At 62.1% G+C, this 18,067-nt stretch carries 10 protein-coding genes; 6 read left to right on the plus strand and 4 right to left on the minus strand.

Annotated elements, in window-relative coordinates; translation table 11 throughout:
- The first annotated feature begins 96 nt into the window (after positions 1-96).
- Both Q0925_RS03085 and Q0925_RS03090 read left to right on the plus strand, forming a co-directional pair.
- On the plus strand, positions 97-270 hold the full coding sequence (locus Q0925_RS03085) for a hypothetical protein (protein ID WP_299331820.1): 174 nt from the start codon (positions 97-99) through the stop codon (positions 268-270).
- Between the two features lie 643 nt (positions 271-913).
- Positions 914-2,890, plus strand: coding sequence for a DUF7405 family protein (locus tag Q0925_RS03090; RefSeq protein ID WP_299331821.1), 1,977 nt, complete (start codon positions 914-916; stop codon positions 2,888-2,890).
- A 253-nt stretch (positions 2,891-3,143) separates the two neighbouring features.
- Here the strand turns inward: Q0925_RS03090 and Q0925_RS03095 are convergent, their stop codons facing one another.
- The gene (locus tag Q0925_RS03095; RefSeq protein WP_422653622.1) at positions 3,144-4,844 is read right to left on the minus strand and encodes a DUF7096 domain-containing protein; all 1,701 of its coding nucleotides are present in this window, start codon (positions 4,842-4,844) and stop codon (positions 3,144-3,146) included.
- Between the two features lie 188 nt (positions 4,845-5,032).
- Here Q0925_RS03095 and Q0925_RS03100 point away from each other — a divergent pair, with 188 nt between their 5' ends.
- Together Q0925_RS03100 and Q0925_RS03105 are read left to right on the plus strand one after the other, a co-directional pair.
- Positions 5,033-6,145 (plus strand): helix-turn-helix transcriptional regulator, encoded by a 1,113-nt coding sequence (locus tag Q0925_RS03100; RefSeq protein ID WP_299331825.1) that lies wholly within the window; start codon positions 5,033-5,035, stop codon positions 6,143-6,145.
- 1,061 nt (positions 6,146-7,206) lie between these two features.
- A complete protein-coding gene (locus Q0925_RS03105) occupies positions 7,207-12,441 on the plus strand; it encodes a multicopper oxidase domain-containing protein (protein ID WP_299331827.1) in 5,235 nt (1,744 codons plus the stop codon).
- A 444-nt stretch (positions 12,442-12,885) separates the two neighbouring features.
- On the opposite strand, the gene Q0925_RS03110 is transcribed toward Q0925_RS03105, so the two are convergent.
- The gene (locus Q0925_RS03110; protein WP_299331829.1) at positions 12,886-13,056 is read right to left on the minus strand and encodes a hypothetical protein; all 171 of its coding nucleotides are present in this window, start codon (positions 13,054-13,056) and stop codon (positions 12,886-12,888) included.
- Between the two features lie 1,089 nt (positions 13,057-14,145).
- Between Q0925_RS03110 and Q0925_RS03115 the strand changes: the two genes are divergently transcribed.
- Positions 14,146-15,438: a hypothetical protein gene (locus tag Q0925_RS03115; protein WP_299331831.1), complete on the plus strand. Its 1,293-nt coding sequence runs from the start codon at positions 14,146-14,148 to the stop codon at positions 15,436-15,438.
- Between the two features lie 640 nt (positions 15,439-16,078).
- Positions 16,079-16,816, plus strand: a complete 738-nt coding sequence (locus Q0925_RS03120; protein WP_299331833.1) for a hypothetical protein — start codon at positions 16,079-16,081, stop codon at positions 16,814-16,816.
- A gap of 227 nt (positions 16,817-17,043) precedes the next feature.
- Here the strand turns inward: Q0925_RS03120 and Q0925_RS03125 are convergent, their stop codons facing one another.
- Both Q0925_RS03125 and Q0925_RS03130 read right to left on the minus strand, forming a co-directional pair.
- Positions 17,044-17,436, minus strand: a complete 393-nt coding sequence (locus Q0925_RS03125; RefSeq protein ID WP_299331835.1) for a hypothetical protein — start codon at positions 17,434-17,436, stop codon at positions 17,044-17,046.
- Positions 17,437-17,539: 103 nt separating this feature from the next.
- Positions 17,540-17,977 carry a DUF5518 domain-containing protein gene (locus Q0925_RS03130; RefSeq protein WP_299331837.1) on the minus strand — a complete coding sequence of 146 codons (438 nt, stop codon included), beginning with the start codon at positions 17,975-17,977 and terminating at the stop codon, positions 17,540-17,542.
- Between the last annotated feature and the right edge of the window lie 90 nt (positions 17,978-18,067).

Consider the following 18,067-nt stretch of genomic DNA (forward strand, 5'->3'; position numbering starts at 1 on the left):
ATTCTCTAACATAAGCACAAATAGCTTGTGCGTGTCATCCGGTGTGGATCGAATTGAGGGCGAACTTCTATGCCCGAGCCACCCCAATAGATACGTATGGGATTTGGAAAGGACCTCCTGAACGGTAGCATCTCACTCGTTGTCAGCGTCGCCGCGACCGTCGCCATGGCTGACGACGACGACGCGTACAACACGACCGACGTAGCCCTCGCTGTCGCCGTGTCGGCGTTTCTTTCGGGCTTTTTCACCAGTTACTTTGCCGGCGAGTGACACGACCGTGGACTGACCGACCACCCTAACCGGGTGTGACAGGGGTGGCCTGCGTCGCCGACGTTGCGTGTCGTTTCCGGGTGTTGAACATCGTTCTTGCCGTGTAGCCGCCTCCACCCCTGGGTGTCGGCCTCGGCACACCGGCTGTCGGCGTTCCATGGCGGTCAGTCCGCCGACCAGAGGACGCCAACCGTCCCTGTCGGCGGTGGCCGTCTCGAACCGCGCGCCACCGCCGGACCCGTCCTCTGTCCGCATTCTCGATACGTGTTCGGTGCGTCGACGCCGATCAAACCGACGCCGCTACTGCCGAGTGTTCGGGTGTGTGCGCCTCTCCACGGTTGCATTCGGGGGCGTCCGGTCTGCCGTTTTCGACGACGGGTCGTCCCCGGTGCCGCCGGCGTGGGAGGGTGCTCTCTCCGTCCCGTCCTATCCCGTTCCGCGTTCGACTGTGTCCGAGGTGATGGTCTCGGGGAGCGGTTGGATCGGTCTTGACGCCGGACGTACCGATATCCGAAAACGAATCTCCTCCGCCGGTTCGCGTGCCACGTGATCCTGTGAGTCATGTTCGAGTAAATGCTGCTCCGATGCTGAAATATAAGCATCAGCCGGCTCCCGGGACGGCATGGGCTGCCCGTATCACAATGTGGGGGACAGGAGCGAAGCGGATTCCGACCACTCCGAAGAGGCGAGCGACTCCGCAGACAGAGGCATCGAGCGCCGGTCGTTTATGAAGTCCGCGCTCGTCATCGGCGGAGCGAGTGCGTTGTCGACCATCACGGGGTTGTACGGCGTGCCGTCAACGGTATCGGCCGACGGAGACGACCGGATCGGTGCCGCGGAGCGTGACAATCGCCAGCACGCTTGGGATGGGTTCGAAACGGACGTCTCGATAGGCGGTGTCTCGGCGCATCCTCGCCACCACGTGACGCTCCATCTCGACTACGCGAATGATGGGGCGCCGACCCCCGACGAGCGGACGGCCGTCGAAGGGGCGCTCCGTGAAATCGAGCGACACTTCGAGTGGAACAGCGAGGGCGTGTTGTTCACCATCGGGTACTCGCCGAACTACTTCGACCGGTTCGAGGCGGACCTTCCGAAGGGGCTGAGCCCGAGTGGGAAGGTGGTGAAGCCGGCACTCCTCCGTCCGGGACAACTCATCGACACCCCGGGCGTGACTCTCGACCACGAAACCCCGACACCCGACGAGGCGGAGGTTTGTCTCCATCTGGCCAGTAACAACGTCCAGAACATCATGGCCGTCGAGGGGCTGTTGTGGGGCGACCCCATCGACATGGACGTCTCGTTCGAACACACGTTCTCTGGAATCCTCGAAACGGCCGGGAGCGGGGGTGGGCGTCCAACCGAGTTCCCACACCGACGGGTCGGGTTCTCCGGCAACGAAAACATCACTGAGAACCTTGAGGAGAACACCGACTTCGACTCGGGTCGGGTTCCGGACGACGCGGAGTTGATGATGGGCTTCAACGACCTGTACCGGAACAGTATTCCCCGAGAGGACAACGCGACGATGTTAGAGGATCAGCAACTGGTCGAACCACACCCTCCGGGACAGTTCGCACAAGGGACGATCCAACACGTCTCCAAACTCGATATCGACCTCACCCGGTTCTACGACGACCACGACACCACCGGTCGGCGAGAACGGATGTTCTCGCCCGACCACGATGCCGAAAACACCGGTACGGTCGGTGAGAATCTCGGGGAAAGCAGCGCACCGGGCGACACCCCGATGCGAGATTTGGACGGCGAATCCGTGGACAAGGCAGAACAGGTCACCGACGACTACGAAAGCGAAGGCGTTGTCGGTCACGCACAGAAACTCGCCCGGGCGCGATTCGACCTCGAAACGCGGATCACAGCGGAGGGCCGACAACGCCTGTCCGGCGGTGATCGTAACGAGTTACTGCCCGCCGAAGAACGCGACGACGAGTTGGCGGGACACGCCGGCGATCAGGAGGCCGAACAGGTCCTCCTCCGGCGCGACGTCACGAGTACCGATCAAGATACGCCGGGAAACCTATTCATCTCACTCATGCGGTTCAACCCGTACATGGCGTACATCCGGCAGGCCATGAACGGCGTCGAGTTCGACTCGGCCGGGTTCGGACTGACCGGCGAGGCCCGGATCCAGGACGAGGCCATCGGAGCCGGCCCGGACAGCGGTATCGTCAACTATCTCGACACCAAGCGCCGCGGGAACTACCTCGTCCCGCCGATCACGGCCCGGGCGCTCCCGTCTCCCCGGAGCGACGAGGTCGACATCACGGTCAAGCATGCCGGCGAGAACTACAACGTGACCGTCAACGGAGTCACGGCCGGTGACCTCGAAGACGGCTCCGTTCGGTTCGGCTGGTTCTACGACGTGAATCGGGCACGCGGAGCCGACCCACGACAGGTAAGCCAGCGCGGTAACCGAACGACGTTCACCTTCTCCGCCGCCGAGACCGAAATCGACACGGCACCCGGTGGTTCCGACGGTGATGTTCGGGTCCGCTTGTTCGCCAAGCGAGAGGACGGTGGCAGGCCCGTTCGCGGGACGGCCACGGTCCACCCTGGCACAACAGGCTCGAAAGGGCGGTCGAAAGGTAAGGGGAGGTGATGACGGGACAGATGAACGCAAGCAGGCGATTGCCCCCGGTGGCCGAGGCGACTCGAAGTAACCACGCCCTACACGGGTGTGGGGCCCTCGCCACCACGAGATCCGAGAACGACGTTTCTCAGGAACAAAGCGGGCCGATAGCGCCCACCCCCGGCACTTTCCGGTGTCGAGCCTCTCGGCGACCGGAGCGATGTCGACAATAGGATAGATACCGTGAGTGGGCCGTCCTCGCTGCCGTGATGTCTCGATTCTTTTACTCTTCTTCCTGTTCTTCCTGTTCTTCCTCTTCCTCTTCCTCTCGTTCTTCTTCCTGTTCTTCCTGTTCTTCCTCTTCCTCTCGTTCTTCTTCCTGTTCTTCCTGTTCTTCCTCTCGCTCCTCTCGTTCGTCCAGGACGTCAGCTCTGACGAGTGAGCCGTCGCTGATGCCGTATGTCTCCTCGAGTTCGAACTCGCCTTTCGTGACCGCAAGTTCTACCTCGTCGACAGCGGCGGTATCGATTACGAACGTCGCCACCCCGTCGGCCCCGGTCTCGGCGACCTGTCGGCCGTTCACCGAGACGGAGGCATCTTTGACACCCTCCCCAGCGTGGGCGATGGTCGTGGTCACGGTTCCGGTTTCGTTGTCGAGTTGTGAATCAAGCTCCACGTTCTCCACCGACCGCGTCTCCTCCTCGACATCGAGGTCGATATCGAGCGAGCCTTCGGCCTCGCCACGACGGGCGGACAGTTCAGCATCGTCGTCGGCCGGAAGCGTCACCGCCACCGTTCCTTTCTCGTCGGTCTCTCCGACGACCCGCTCGTTCAGACGAACGGTCGCGTTCGGTACCGGATCGCCGCCGCCGGCGGCTCTGACGACTATTTCCTCCCCGGGTGCCGGGGTTCCGTCTGCGATGACCAGCGCCAGTTCGCGGTCCTCGAAGCCGGCAGTCCGAGCGTCATCCGACTCCGTGTCCGGTCGGTCGTCGCGCTCGATTTCGGATTCGAGTTCGAACACCTCTCCGGACGACGCGTCGACGCTCACCTCGGCCTCGCCAGTGGCGGCCGTCGTGTTCCCCAGGGCGAAGGCGAATTCGTAGCTCCCGTCACCTCGCTCCACCGTCGACTCGACGAGTGTCCACCTCGTGTTGTCGGGTGCCGACAGCGCAGACCGTGCCGTTCGAAGCGCGTCCGCCTGTGAGATGCGCACACTGTTGTCTCCGTCACGCGGGCGCTCGAACTCGCGGGCCCGCTCGCCATCCTCGTTGTACGCCTCGATCGAGAGGCCATCCCGGATCTCAAGCTCGAGTTCACCCTCCGACGTGCCGGTGTACTGGCTACGTAGTGTGTTCAGGCCGGGACCGGTAACCGTGTCCAAACGCTCGACGGTCGCCTCGAGACTCGTGAGGTTGACACCGGCGGTCTGGAGGTCGAATCTCGAGGTGTTCGAACTCACCCGCTCGAAGCGTTGATAGCTGTTCTGCACGCTCGATGCACGGACGTTGAGCAACGCAAGTCGCTGTGCGTATTCCGATCTCGTCAGGTTCCCTGCACGGTACGCCGCCGTTACCGTCCGGTACTCGGTCAGGATGGACTCGGACCGGGTCCGAAGCTCCCTCGCACGGTCGGCCATGATGTCGGCTCTGGCCGTCGCATTGGCATCCGCCAGCGTCGCCGTGAACGCGCTTTCCTCGTAGTCGGTCTGTACCTTGCTACTCGACGCGCCGATGATCGTCGAGAGTTGTTGACCGACGGTCGCGTTCACCGAACCGTCCACCGAGCCGTTCGTCGTGTCGTCACTCGCCGCCGCCTCCGCAGCAGTCACGTCGACCGTGGCTCGGGACGGTACGTCCTGAGTCTGCTCTCGTTCTGTGGCAAGCACCGCCGCCGAGGGCTGCACCGTCACAAGAGCCACAATCAACAGGGCCACGGCTGCGGTTCGCCTCACTGTGCCATTCGTATCCATGTACACGTCCATTGCGTACACGTGAACTTAAACAGGCCAGATCATGTACCCGAATTTCGGCGAAATTCACGGTTCGGGCCGACTTAGAACGTCTTTGCCCGCGCTTATTGGCGTGATCGTGGCCCCGTGTCCCGGGTTCCGGACGGTGAAATCAAGGGTTATATGATGTTCCCGGCCAAGTTTATGTCGTTGGTCCAACTATGGAACTGAGGCGGCTACTGGTACTTCTCTGTATACTGCTACTCACGGCGACAACCACGGTGGTCTCCGGCGGCACAGCCAACATGGTCCCACAGCAGTCCCAGCCGGAGGCCGACAGTACGGTCACCCGCATCGAACTGTCGGAGAACGGGACGGCACGCTGGACGGTCCAGATTCGGACCCGACTGGACACCGAGAATCAAACCGAACAGTACTCGACGTTCCAGTCCCAATTCCGACGCAATCGGAGTCAGTATCTATCCCCGTTCCGCAACCGTATCACCGGGGTCGTTGCGAACGCAGCGAACACGACCGGTCGCGAGATGCGGGCCGAAAACGTCACCGCGACCACGCGCATCCAACAGGTTCCTCGGCAGTGGGGAATCGTCGAGTACACCTTTGTTTGGACGAACTTCGCCTCGACCGACGGGGATGCGTTGGTCGTCGGTGATGTGTTCGGCAGCGGCTTCTTTATTGGCCCGGACGATATGCTCGTGATCGTTGGACCGCCCGGATACGCCGTCGAGTCGGTGTCCCCCGATCCGGCGAGTCAGGACGCCGAGCGGGTGTCGTGGGATGGGTCGAAACAGTTCGGCGACGGCCGCCCACAGGTGCGGTTCGTTCCGGCCGATCAAGGCGCCGGAACGACCGGCGGCGCCGGTCCAGCGCCGGATGATAACGGACAAGGCTCACCGATGCCGGTCCCATCCACCTGGCTTCTCGCCGGTTTCGTCGGTCTCGGTATGGCCGGTGCGGTCGGCGCGTTCTACGTCCTGCGGACGAAGAACGGTCCCGAGGGCGACACGGCCAAAACGAACGAATCGTCGGCACCGGGCGCCGGCGACGGTGCCGGTGCCGACACGCCGGACGGTTCCACGGGCAAACCCCAGCCACAGGACGAACTGCTGACGAGGGAGGACAAGGTACTCCGACTGTTGAACGAACGCGGTGGCCGGGTGCGACAAAGTACGATCACGGAGGAGTTGGGGTGGTCGGGATCGAAAACCTCCAGAGCGGTCTCGACGCTGGCCGAGGAAGGCGAGGTAGAAAAGCTACGGATCGGGCGCGAGAACGTGATCAGCCTGCCCGAGGACGAAGCGAAAGAGGAGTAGAATATTCGCCCGCGCCCGCGTGTGCGCGCGCGCAAAGTTGTGTATTTGTATCAGGTCACCGTCGGCCCGGCCGGTTCCGTTCTCCCGCGTAAACGGCGCTACGACCGCGCGCGTGTGGGATCATCCTGTTCGTTTCGGGCGCAGTCGAGTACGAACGTGACGGGTCCAGACGGGATATCGGTCCCGACCGTATGCAGTCCGTGGAGCGAGACCCACCGCCCACTCACGGGTCCGACGTTTGCGTCGGATTTCATTACAACTCGTGGAAAATCCTCGGGAGAATCTCGGCTGTTAATATTTTCCTACCCCAATGGATCGATGCGGCGTGAGTGGGCGAAAGCCGTCCGACGTCGTCTCGACGGCCCTCCCGTGACCACCGGGACCGGTTCGCCGCCGCCCCCGATCAGGCGACGCGGTCAGCGCCACCACGCCACTCACAGGCCCCGCTGACGACGTGCCCGAGAACGGGCACGGACACCGAAACGAGGCTCCCGAAAACGCAAACGAACAAGATCGTGAGGCCGGGAACGAAAATGAAGGTTTCGAGAACGGAAACAGAGGTCTCACAAACGAAAGCGAAGGTCCCGGCAACCAAATCTCGCGCGCAGACGAGTACAACGGTCACGAAACGCGCGAACGCGAACGAAAACGGGGGTCCCGGAAACGAGAACGCGGACGAACACGAGGCTCCCGGAAACGAGAACGCGGACGACTACAAAATGAACGGGATAACGACGCTTAGACACCGGCTACCGAACGCTAAATCGGTTATTGAAAATCACCGAACCCCGGGGGATTCCGGTTATTACTGATGATACCCGAGAAATCCGGGACGTTATCAGGCATGATATTAGTAGATTCGGGCAGATACTTCTCTATTCTACTCTGATCGCGCGGATTCGAGTACAGACTACTAGTAGCATTCTTACCGTTCCAATCCCTTCCTGTAAATGCAGAGGAAGCACAAGGGGACACGTGAGAGTCCGACTTCGGGCTCACAACGTGTTAATGCAGACCCGGCGGCCCGCAACGGTCGACGGGTACAAGGGGAACACGACAACATGCAAGCTAGCGACGATCAGCAAGAGGCATCACAATCCAGCCAAGACAGCGACGAGACACAGGGGGAGTCGCAGTCCAGGCGGGAGTTCATGGCGACAACGGGCGCGTTGTCCGCCGGATACGCTCTCAGCGATCAGCTGAAGGTCAGCGATCAGTTCCGTCAGCGGGACGGGTCCGATGCGGCAGACGGGGAAGACGACCACGATCATCCCGTCAGGAAGTTCACGGTCCACGCGATTCAGGTGGACATCGTGTTCAACAAGATGGGCCTGCACCAGCCCAACGGCGCGATGTACGTTCTCGAGGAGAACCTCGAGGCGGCGCGACGGGCCTCGGGTGTGCTCCCGGGTGAGCCGTGGGAGGCGCTCGAGGACGACGAGAACTCGTACAACTACAAGCAGGACTCCGGGCCGGACACCGATCCACAGGAGGGCAGGGGGAACATCGACCCCCGTTACGACTCCGCGAACTCGGATCCGAAACAGCCAAACACCGGCGACGAGCCCGAACCCGACGTACCGATCGACACGACGGTCATCGAACCGCTCGTCATCCGGGCGAACAAAGGCGAGATGGTCGAAGTTGAATTCGTCAACCATCTCGACAATCCCGCGTCGATGCACCAGACGGGACTCCCGCAGGACCCGAAGAAGTCCGACGGGATGAACGTCGGGAACAACCCGAGCAGCATCGCACAGCCGGGCGAGTCCGTGACCTACCGGTGGTACGCCGCACACAAGGGCGGGCACTTCTTCTACGACGGTGCCCATCAGGGGTACAAAAGCCCCGACACGAAGGCCGCGTACGCCAACAACCTCTCGCGAGGGCTGTTCGGCACGCTCGTCGTCGAACCGGAGGGTGCGACCTGGACCGATCCGGAGACGGGCGGTCCGCTTCGGAGCGGCACGAGGGCCGACATCCACGACCCCGACTACATGGAGCAGAGCTACCGCGAGTTCGTGCCCCACTACTACAGTCCGTCCGGGGTCTACCTCCAGAACGGCGAGCCAAAGACGTGGCCGGAGTACCCGGACCAGAAGCAGGGCGTCCACGCCGTCAACTACGTCGCGGAGGGGACGGGAACCCGGGTCAACGACGAGTACGCGGGTGCGATCGAACGCCTGTTCTACTCCTCGTGGCCAAACGGCGACCCGGGCGGGGACGGAAACGGCGTCTTCGAGGCGTACAAAGGCGACGCGATCAAGTTCGTCTCGGTGAGTGCCTCCCTCGAGGAGAACCACATCCACCACTGCCACAACGTTCGGTGGAAAACCGTTCCGACGCGAACCGACTCCGACACCATCGACTCACAGACGATCGGTCTCGGAGCCGCGTATCCGCAGTACCTGATCGCAGCCCACGGAAGTCACAGCGCGACCGACTACCACGACGAGGAAACGACCGTCCGCCCGGACATGGGCTTCAAGGAGGCGTTCAGCAAGGGTGGTGCCGGATACGTCCACGGCGGTGCGGGTGACATCCTGTTCCACTGTCACCTCTTCCCCCACTACGAGGTGGGGATGTGGTCGTTCATGCGGGTCCACGACAAGGAGCAGCCACACCTCCAGAAGCTGCCCGGAACGAACGTCGTCGACAACCCGGACCCCGCGAACCTCCCGCTTCAGGACGGTATCGTCGGGGCCGATTCGGGTGTTCCGGGCTTCCCGAACTACGTCCCGGGAATGAAAGGGTACTTCGCTCCGAAGCCCATCACGCCGAACGGACGGAGCCCGACCCAGCGAGAAGCACAGGCAGGCTTCGACGACGAGATTGCCGGCGCGCCGTATCAGGATCCGGCGTCGCCGTTGGACAGCGATCCGCCGGCGGCGGATCGTGACCACCAGATCCACGTGCTCGACTACAACGAGGTCGGAGAGGTCGTCTACAACGACCAAGGCGATTACGACGACGAGCCACTGCTCTACGTCCACGAAAACGACGTCGAGGAGGCTCGTAACGGCGACATCAACCCCGAACCGTTGTTCGTCAGGGCAAACGTCGGTGAGGTCGTGAACATCACCGTGGTCAACGAGTCGGACTTCCCGGTGTCGATCCACCCACACTTCATCGGCTTCGACAACACGGCCACGGACTCGACACCCAGCATCGGGTACAACACCGAACAGTCCGTCGAACCCGGCCAAGAGCGGACGTTCCGCTGGTACTGTGACGAGGAGGGTTCGATCTACTTCCACGACCACGCGGTCGCCGCAAAGGAAGGCATGCACGGCACCTTCGCCGGACTGATCGTCGAACCCGAAGGCTCGCGCCACCTCGACCCGTACAACGGCGAGGAGATCGAAAGCGGGGCCCAGGCCATCATCGAGGTGCCCAACGGGACCGACTTCCGCGAGTTCGGCCTCCACTACAGCGACTACACGCAGGTCAAGGACCGCGAGGACGACCAGTACGTCAACCAGCAGTACGAGTACAAGCAGAACCTCGGTCTCACCTCGATCAACAACCGGAACGCGCCGTACTTCCACCGCGATGACGAGGACCCCGCGTACCTCCACAGTTCGGCGGTCCACGGCGACCCGGCGACGCCGTTGCTCGAGGCCTACGAGAACGATCCGATCCGGATCCGCCTGTTCCAGGGTGCCTGGGAGGAGCAACACAACTTCCGGATCACCGGCCGAGAGATCCAGCCAGAGGGACTCCAGGAGTCGGACACGGTCACCCAGATCATCAGTCCGGCCGAGGCGTTCACCTTCATGCTCGATCCGAAACGGCCGAGTGACAAGCAGGACTCCTTCGAACGGGTCGACAACCCGGACGGACTGCCGGTTCAGGACCACCTGTACGGCTCGGGCGTTGCGGACGACCTGTACACCGGAATGTGGGGCATTCACCGCACGTTCGGTGCGGAGGTGCCACACCTCGAACCGCTCCCCGACAGGGGTGCGCCGAACGGCCGGATCGACGACAACCAACTCGAAGAGATGGGCCACTCGGCACCGTTTATCGGTATCGACCGATTCAAAGAGGAGGGCCAGCGCGCCCGTCTCCGGTGGACCGAGGACGACAACCGCGAACTGCCGCCGGACTCGGCCGAACGGCGCAACGAGAACATCGGTCAGCGACCGCCAAAGCCGGAGACGCCCGGCCAGCCCTGTGGCGCGGACTCGCCGGACCGCAAGTTCGAGGTCGTTGCCCACGAGGCCGACATCGAGTTCAACGAGTACGGCGATCACGACCCCAACGGGATCGTGTTCTCGCTCGAACGGTACTGGCAGGCAAAGGCAAACGGCGACAGGCAGGCCGATCCGCTCACGCTCCGTGCGAACCGTGGTGACTGCATCGAGGTGACGGTCCGGAACGAGCTTCCGGAGGACATCGAGCACAACCACGTCGAACCGCCGATGCGGGCAGAGGAGTCCGTCAACTCCGAGAAGTACCCCGACGAGAAGACGTACTCGGCCGTGACGGGTCCGTACGACACGTGGGAGGTTTCGAACCGCGTCTCCCTGCATCCGGAACGGATCGAGTACGACGAAACCGCCTCGACCGGGGTGACGGTCGGGTTCAACTACGACCAGACGGTCGCTCCCGGCGAGACGATCACGTACCGGTGGTACGCAAACGAGCTCTACGACAATATGGTGTTGACCGACTTCGCCGACGTGCGCGGCCACCGACACCACGGCGCGTACGGCAACCTGGTCATCGAGCCAGAGGGAGCGACGTGGATCGACCAGACCACGGCCGAACCGCTCCCCGAGGGTGTCGACGCCATCGTCGCGCCGCCAAACGGCGAGGCGACCCGCGAGTACACCGTGTCGATGAGCGACGGCCGGTACATGATCAACCGGGACGACCCCGAGTGGTGTGTCGTGCCCGGAGACAAGCACGGCAATCAGCCGTGTAACGCCATCGGCGGCTTCGAGGACAGCGGCCACCTCGCGATCAACAACCGCGCGGAGCCGTTCACCCGCCGGCTGGAGGACGGACCACAGCACAAGGTGTTCGACTCGGACACGCACGGTGACCCGGCGACGCCGGTGTTCCGTGCGCTGACCGGTGACAACGTGAAGTTCCTCGTCCACCAGCCCGCCGACAAGGCCCGTGGCATGGCGTTCCACCTGTCGGGTCACCAGTGGCCCCGATACCGTGGCATTCCGGAGGCACCGGTGGTCGGTGTCGACGACCGGTTCAGCCCCGGCAAGGGCGCGAGACTCGGTCTGACATCCGGTGCCGGCGGACACATGGAAGCGACCGGCGATTACATCTTCCAGGAAACGAAACAACGCCGCCGACTCGAATCCGGTGCGTGGGGTATCTTCCGGGTGCAGGACAATCCGGGCGACTTCGAGACCCCGCTCCAGCCGCTTCCGGCCGCGGGTTCGATCACCGGCAGCGGGCGGAATCAGGGATCGGCGTACCGCCGTCCCGAACAGCGTCCGAACTGGAACGTGATTCGAGGGGACTTCGTCGGCGACACGGATGTCGAAGACGTGATCGTCGGCGTGCCCAACAGTAACGTCGGCGCCAAAAACGCGGGCGCGGTGTACATCTTCGAGGACCTCGAGGAAGACGAGGAACTCGAAGAACTCTCGGACGCGGATCTGGTGTTGCTCGGCAGCGAGGCGGGCCAGCAACTCGGTACGCGGCTCGAGATCCAAGCGCCCGGCGAGTCCAAGCGGTTCGGCAACGGCACCGCAAACCAGAACGTCCCGGTTCTGGGGATGTACACGGCCTCCGGTCAGGTCATGACCGTGCGGGGCGGTGAAGAGGCGCTTGACGAGATCGAGAACCCGACGGACACCAAGTCCCGGCGGTTCGTCAAGGGCACGACGGAGAACACGATCAACGCGGTCCGCGAGGCCGAACACGTCGAGGACGACTACGAGCGCGAGGTCGAAGAGGAGCCCGAAGACGAGGACGAGGAAGAAGAGGAAGAAGAAGAGGCAGAAGAACAAGAGGAAGAGGCAGAAGAACAAGAGCAGGAGCAAGAGGAAGCAGAAGAGGAAGCGCAGGAAGACGACGAAGCGCAGGAAGACGACGAAGCGCAGGAAGACGGTGACGACGGCGGCCGTGGCGGAAACCGGCGGCGCGCATCGCGCGCGTCGGACACCGAGGCGTCACGCAGCCACGTCGGCTTCCTCCAGTGCTCCGACTGCGGTCAAAAGAGCGCGGTGACCGGCGACGCGAGCCTCTGGGAGCGCGTCGACACCGCCGAATCGGCCTTCGAATGCACGGCCTGTGGAAGCGTCGAGGAGGACACCACGCTCTAACCAACGTCCCTACCGCGGATTAGGGATTCAAAACGGACAGTCGGTACCAATTCCGGAACTCGAACACAACAATGGACAAAATACTCATCGGCATCGGAGTGCTCATGATCGTTGCCATCGCGTACAAGCGTTTCAAATCGCTCGCCGGTAGCCTCAGAACGAGCTACCGTTCCGGAAAAGAGGAGGTCGATACTCCCAGCTCGGAGTAGCGCCGCCTCACCGACTGTCGACCGCTGACCGAAGCCGAACCGTCACATAAAACCACGCTCTGCTACCCTACTTCATCCCGTTGGATCCGATCGGTGGGTGTCCGTATCGGCGACCGCGCCGCGGGCGGTGCTGTGGGACCTGTACACGCTCACAGACCGCTATCGAGGTAGATCCGAGCGCTTCTCAACGCATCGACAGCCGGATCGTAACCGGTGCCGCAAAAATTGGGTGAGCTTACTTCTTTTCCGCGGAGGTGAGGCTGAGTTCCGGTTGATCGAAGTCACCCATCAGGAACCCGACGACCTCCGGATTGCTCGGTTCGTAACCGAGGTGGTCCGTCAAGTCGCGCTTAATCTCCTCGAATCGTTCGCCCTTCTCGCCGTACAGTTTGATATGGACCGTCATCTTCTCCCCGCGTCGGAGCGGGTTGTCCCCTTAGTGTTTTCTTGTGCTGACATCGGTTGTCTCCGTGTGTCCCCTTGTGCTGATATCGCTGGTCTCACGTCGCCATCCGTAGCACCCGGCCGAAGATGGCTGGCTGTTCCCCTTCACTATCCGCTGGCAGTTCTGCACTCGTACACAGTACAATTATAAATATGATTGGAAAGTTAAGAGTCCTCCGCTGTTTTGGGTAACCAGTATGCCGGCCCAAACGGTGTGCTATCGGCGGGCCGGTTCTATCGGTGGCAGGGTGGACACGTGCTCGGATGGCCGCGGTGTCGCGGGGGTTGGACCGCCGCTTGCCACACCGATGTTCCGGAGCCTACCCACAGACCGCCCCCTGCTCGACGACACAGCGTCTCCCGCGGCCGAGAGCTCTGCCGCGCACGCGGACGGTTGTGGCGGCGATAGACGCCGACACCAACCTCGGACCACGGCCGAGCCGTCAGCCATGTGAGTAACTCGGTGAAAGTCCGTGCAAATCGGTCGGAGCTACCAACACCTTTATATTCACAACCCAGTTTGGCCGTGATGCGGAGCAATGATCGCTCCGTGCACCATGTTGGAACCCCGTTCCCCTTGTGCTTGATTTACCAAGCCCGTCTGCGTCAGGCACCGTCCCCTTGTGCTTACGACGCAAGCAGTCAACGGGTAGGCTGGTCCCGGACGCTCCCCCTTGTGTCCGACCCAGCAATCAACATTTTAAGCCGTGTTCGAAGCGTCGGGCGTTCCGACGGTCGACCGGTTCCCCTCGTGTGTGGTTCACTCGGCCCACCAGCGTTGAGTCCCGTTCGCTCGTGATCGCGGTGGGGTGGCCGACGGACAGGTTGCACAGAGACGTCCCTTCGCGCCCGACCCGGCGATCACCATCTCTCACGTCGCGCTCGAAACGCGCACCGGGTGCGCCGACAGCCGGTCGTCGGGTCACGGCCGGAACAACCCCGCCACACCCCATCAAACCGGTGGAATCCCCGTGCAAACGTCTGCAAATGGGCGGAAAATGCCGCGACAGATCTAGCCCTTCATTATATACCACCCACATGAACGATATGCATGTCAGGATCGCTGAAAGCAAGTGCCGCAGTCGCCGCAATAGTGTTGCTCGTCGCCGGTAGTGCGGGCGCACTGGGACCGGGACTCGGGGCGTCTGATGGAGTCATGGCGGATCACGACGCGGAGTACAGCCAATCAGCATCGCCGGTGGATGATGCGGATGTCGACGCGACGCTGGCGAACGGGACGGTGACGCTCACGCTCGTCGATGAGTCCGATGGTGCTGGTGTCGCAAACGCCAGTGTCGAAGTGAACCGCGAGTACCACCAGCAGTACAACAATAGAACCGCGAACGCCCTCCAGCACAACTACGAGGCCGAGTACAACGAGGATCGATACCACGAACACGAACACGAAAACGCGTACCAGCACAAACACGAGTACGAGGAAGAGGGCGAATACGGCGCTGACGAGTACGAGCACAACTACGAGGGCGCGTACAGCGGAAGCCGGTACCACGAACACGAACACGAAAACGCGTACCAGCACAAACACGAGTACGAGTACGAACACGAAGGCGAGTACGAGAACGAACACGAGAACGAGAACGAATACAACCGCGTCGGCACGACCGGAACGAACGGAACGATTTCGTTCGCTCTCAGTCCCAACGAGACGCGAAACGTCACCGAACTCGAAGTCGAACTGGTGAAAGGCGCGTTCAACGCCGAGATCAAGTACGACGTCGAGAACGGCTCGCTCTCCCTCATCAGCGAGGAGTACGAGTACCAGCAAGCGGAACAAGAGGAGTACGAGGAAGCGGAGTACCAGGAAGGGTACAACAACGGGACACAGTACAACGAGAGCGAGCGGATGAGTATCGGCCTGCTTGACGCCCGTGATATCGCGGATGCGGCCCTCAGCGAGCCGCCGCAGGGCGAGTGGCGGCTGGTTGAGGGTGATGCCCACGAAGAGAGCAACTACTACGAGTTCGAGTACGTTCTCATCAATGCCAGCTACCCCGGTGAGGCCGAGATTCGGGTCGACGGCAGTAGCGGCGATGTGATCAAGTACGAACAAGAAATCGAGTTCGAAGAAGCGGAAGAAGAAGAGGAAGAAGAACGCGAGCAAGAAGAGGAAGAAGAACGCGAGCAAGAAGAGGAAGAAGAGGAACGCGAAGAAGAAGAGGAACGCGAAGAGGAAGAAGAGGAAGAAGAGGAACGCGAAGAAGAAGCGGAAGAAGAAGAGGAACGCGAAGAAGAAGCGGAAGAAGAAGAGGAACGCGAAGAGGAAGAAGCGGAAGAAGAAGAGGAACGCGAAGAAGAGGAAGAAGAGGAAGAAGAGGAAGAGTAGGATCGACGGAGACAGACAGCCATCGGCAGTGTCCCAACAGTCGAGCAGACACACGCCGCGGAGCGACCGTCGCGTCACACGACAGTTCGTTCGATCAGCCGGACGGTCGCAGTACCGGATATGTCGGCCACAAGACCTGCCGATGTCACGACGATCGCTGTCGGAATCGGCGGGGTGGGCGATGTCGCGGCGCCGAAGCGAATCACAAACAGATCGAACAACGCGCCGTGCCGGCAGAGACCGCTCGTGAACACAGTCCCCGCGCCGAACCGCGAGAACACCACAGAACGCGCTTGGAACCCACGGGTAGGCACAACAGCGAAGGCACGAGCGTCGGCTGCCGCCTGAGTGCAACAGGACCCTCGGTAGTGGGTGACAAGCCGCGTTCGCATCCGGCGGGTGTCTGCACGGGGTCTCTGGCTACGCAACGCAACCCAACCCAACCCAACGCAACGGTCCGCCGGGCCGTTGGGTATCTCGTGTCGAACATCGTATGGACCGTCATCGGCCGTGTCGCCACCCGACGGGACGCCCCGAACCTCCCGGCCGATTTTTACCCATCGGACCACAGGAGGGCGGAGGTTTCCGGCCGAGAAACACCGCGGTGATGTTTACTCGGCCCGTGTTCGACATCAATCGTATGGCCCTCCACCTGAGCCAGGCGTTCGGGCGCGGTGTCCGACGTTCGTTCTCGGTCAGTGGTATCGTTGCACTCGTGTTGACGGTCTGTTATCAGGTTCTCTTCGTCGGCTCGTTCAACACCGTTGTCGTGGACGGACTTCGATCAAGAGGTCTGTCCGGTGACGCCGGGATCGGCTTTTTACTTCCGTTGTCGACCGAAATCGCGGCCGTGCTGGCCGTCTCCTCGTTGCTGCTCGGTATTGGTATCTTTCTCGTGGCGGCACGCCTGCTGGCACGCGATGTCTCGGCTCTCTCGTCGTTCTCCGGGGACCTGTTCACCCGTCGTATCGGGCGTGCGTTCCTGTCCGCGCTCGTCATCAGCGCCGTGCTCGGGGTCGTCATCCCGATTGGGTTGGTGCTTTTCCTCATTCCCGGCCTGTTCCTCGCCGTGAGCCTCCAGTTTGCGCTGTTTGCCGCCGCTGTCGAGGACACCGGGCCGATCGAGTCGTTCCGCCGGAGTTGGGAATTAGCGAGTGGGAACCGCTGGCGACTGCTCGCACTCGTTGTGCTGTTCGGCATTGTTGGCGGTATCGGTGGTGCGATCGGCTCGGTGTTTAGTTTCATCTCACCGGCTGTCGGTCAACTCGCCTCGCTCGTTATCAACTCGGTGCTCGTTATCCTGATGTACGGCATCGTCGCCGATTCGTTCGTGCAACTGCGCGGCGGATCGGCGTCCTCAGCGAGTTCTCTCGCCTGATTCGGATCGTTTACACGCCGGTGATTCGTCGTGGCGTTCGGCGAACCAGTTCACTGAGTTATCGCTCCGTTCAAACCCTCGCCGATGAACGTGACCGGTGTGTGGCTTGATGAAGATGACCGTTCTCCCGAACTCACGTCCTTTCCGGTTCGTTGAGCGTGTTCCGGTGCTGGCTTGCCGTGCTGTCGGACGATTCTAATCCGGAACGGAAGCGAACACGACCGCCCCTAGATGGCTGATTGACCGGGAGCAGAACGGCCACGGCGTCGGTACAGGTAGTACGTCAGCGTGGGAATCGAGATGATCAACAGCGGCGAGGAGACGGCAGCCCCGAGATGTGCGAGGCCGCCGAGGTTCCACACGAGACTCGGCGACCAGTGCTCGTCGTCACCGAGTGTCCGAATGTCTGCGAGCAGGCACCCAAAGACGACGAGGGCCACGAAGATACCGCCCCAGAACGAAACCACTGCGAGGACGAACGACGCGATGCCAGTAGCGACGTTCGGATCACCGCCGGACGAGGACACGAGAACAAACGTCCGCGAACCAAAGTCGGAGAGAAGCGTCGTCACCGCAACGAGGGGGAACAGGGCGACGCCGTACCACCACGAACTCGACATATGTTACTGAGGAAAACACCAGTGGTCACGCAGAGAGGCGTCGTGTCTCAGGAACACTAGTAGTGTAGAGTGCGTTCTAACTTTTCTCATCCAGGATCCCTCGCTACGTGCGACCCCGTGGGCCGGCGACACCGTCGAGACCTCTCCGTTCGGCCAGCCAGCCGCCGACGCGGCCGGCGAGCGCTCCGGAGACGGCCACTATTACTAACATGAGGCCGCCGAACGCGAGTGCCATCCCGACGCTGACCGCTTGGAACCACGGCGGGTTCGGGATGTTCGAGATCGCCCGGAGCAGTTCTGTCAGCGCCCAGAGGGCCGGTATTCCACCGATAAGCGCGGCCCGTATCCCGGTCGCGGTGCTGTTCCCGCCGTGTCGCTTGATCAGATACCCGGCGAATACGCTCCCGACGAGGACCGCTTTGAGCGTTATGTTCTCCGGGGATCGCCACACTTCGAGCACGGTGAACGGGAGTGCGAGTAGCCCACCGACGAGTGCGTATGTCCACATCTCGGTCAACTGGAGGGGACCAATCCGAACCACGTCGTTGTATCTATCGCTCTATATAAAAATCCCGTCACGGTGTTGCTCGGTCAAAGAGTGGCGTTCGGTGCATCACGACCGGTCCCCGTC

It is taken from the genome of Haloplanus sp. (assembly GCF_028275055.1).
In the GTDB taxonomy this organism is placed as follows: Archaea; Halobacteriota; Halobacteria; order Halobacteriales; family Haloferacaceae; genus Haloplanus.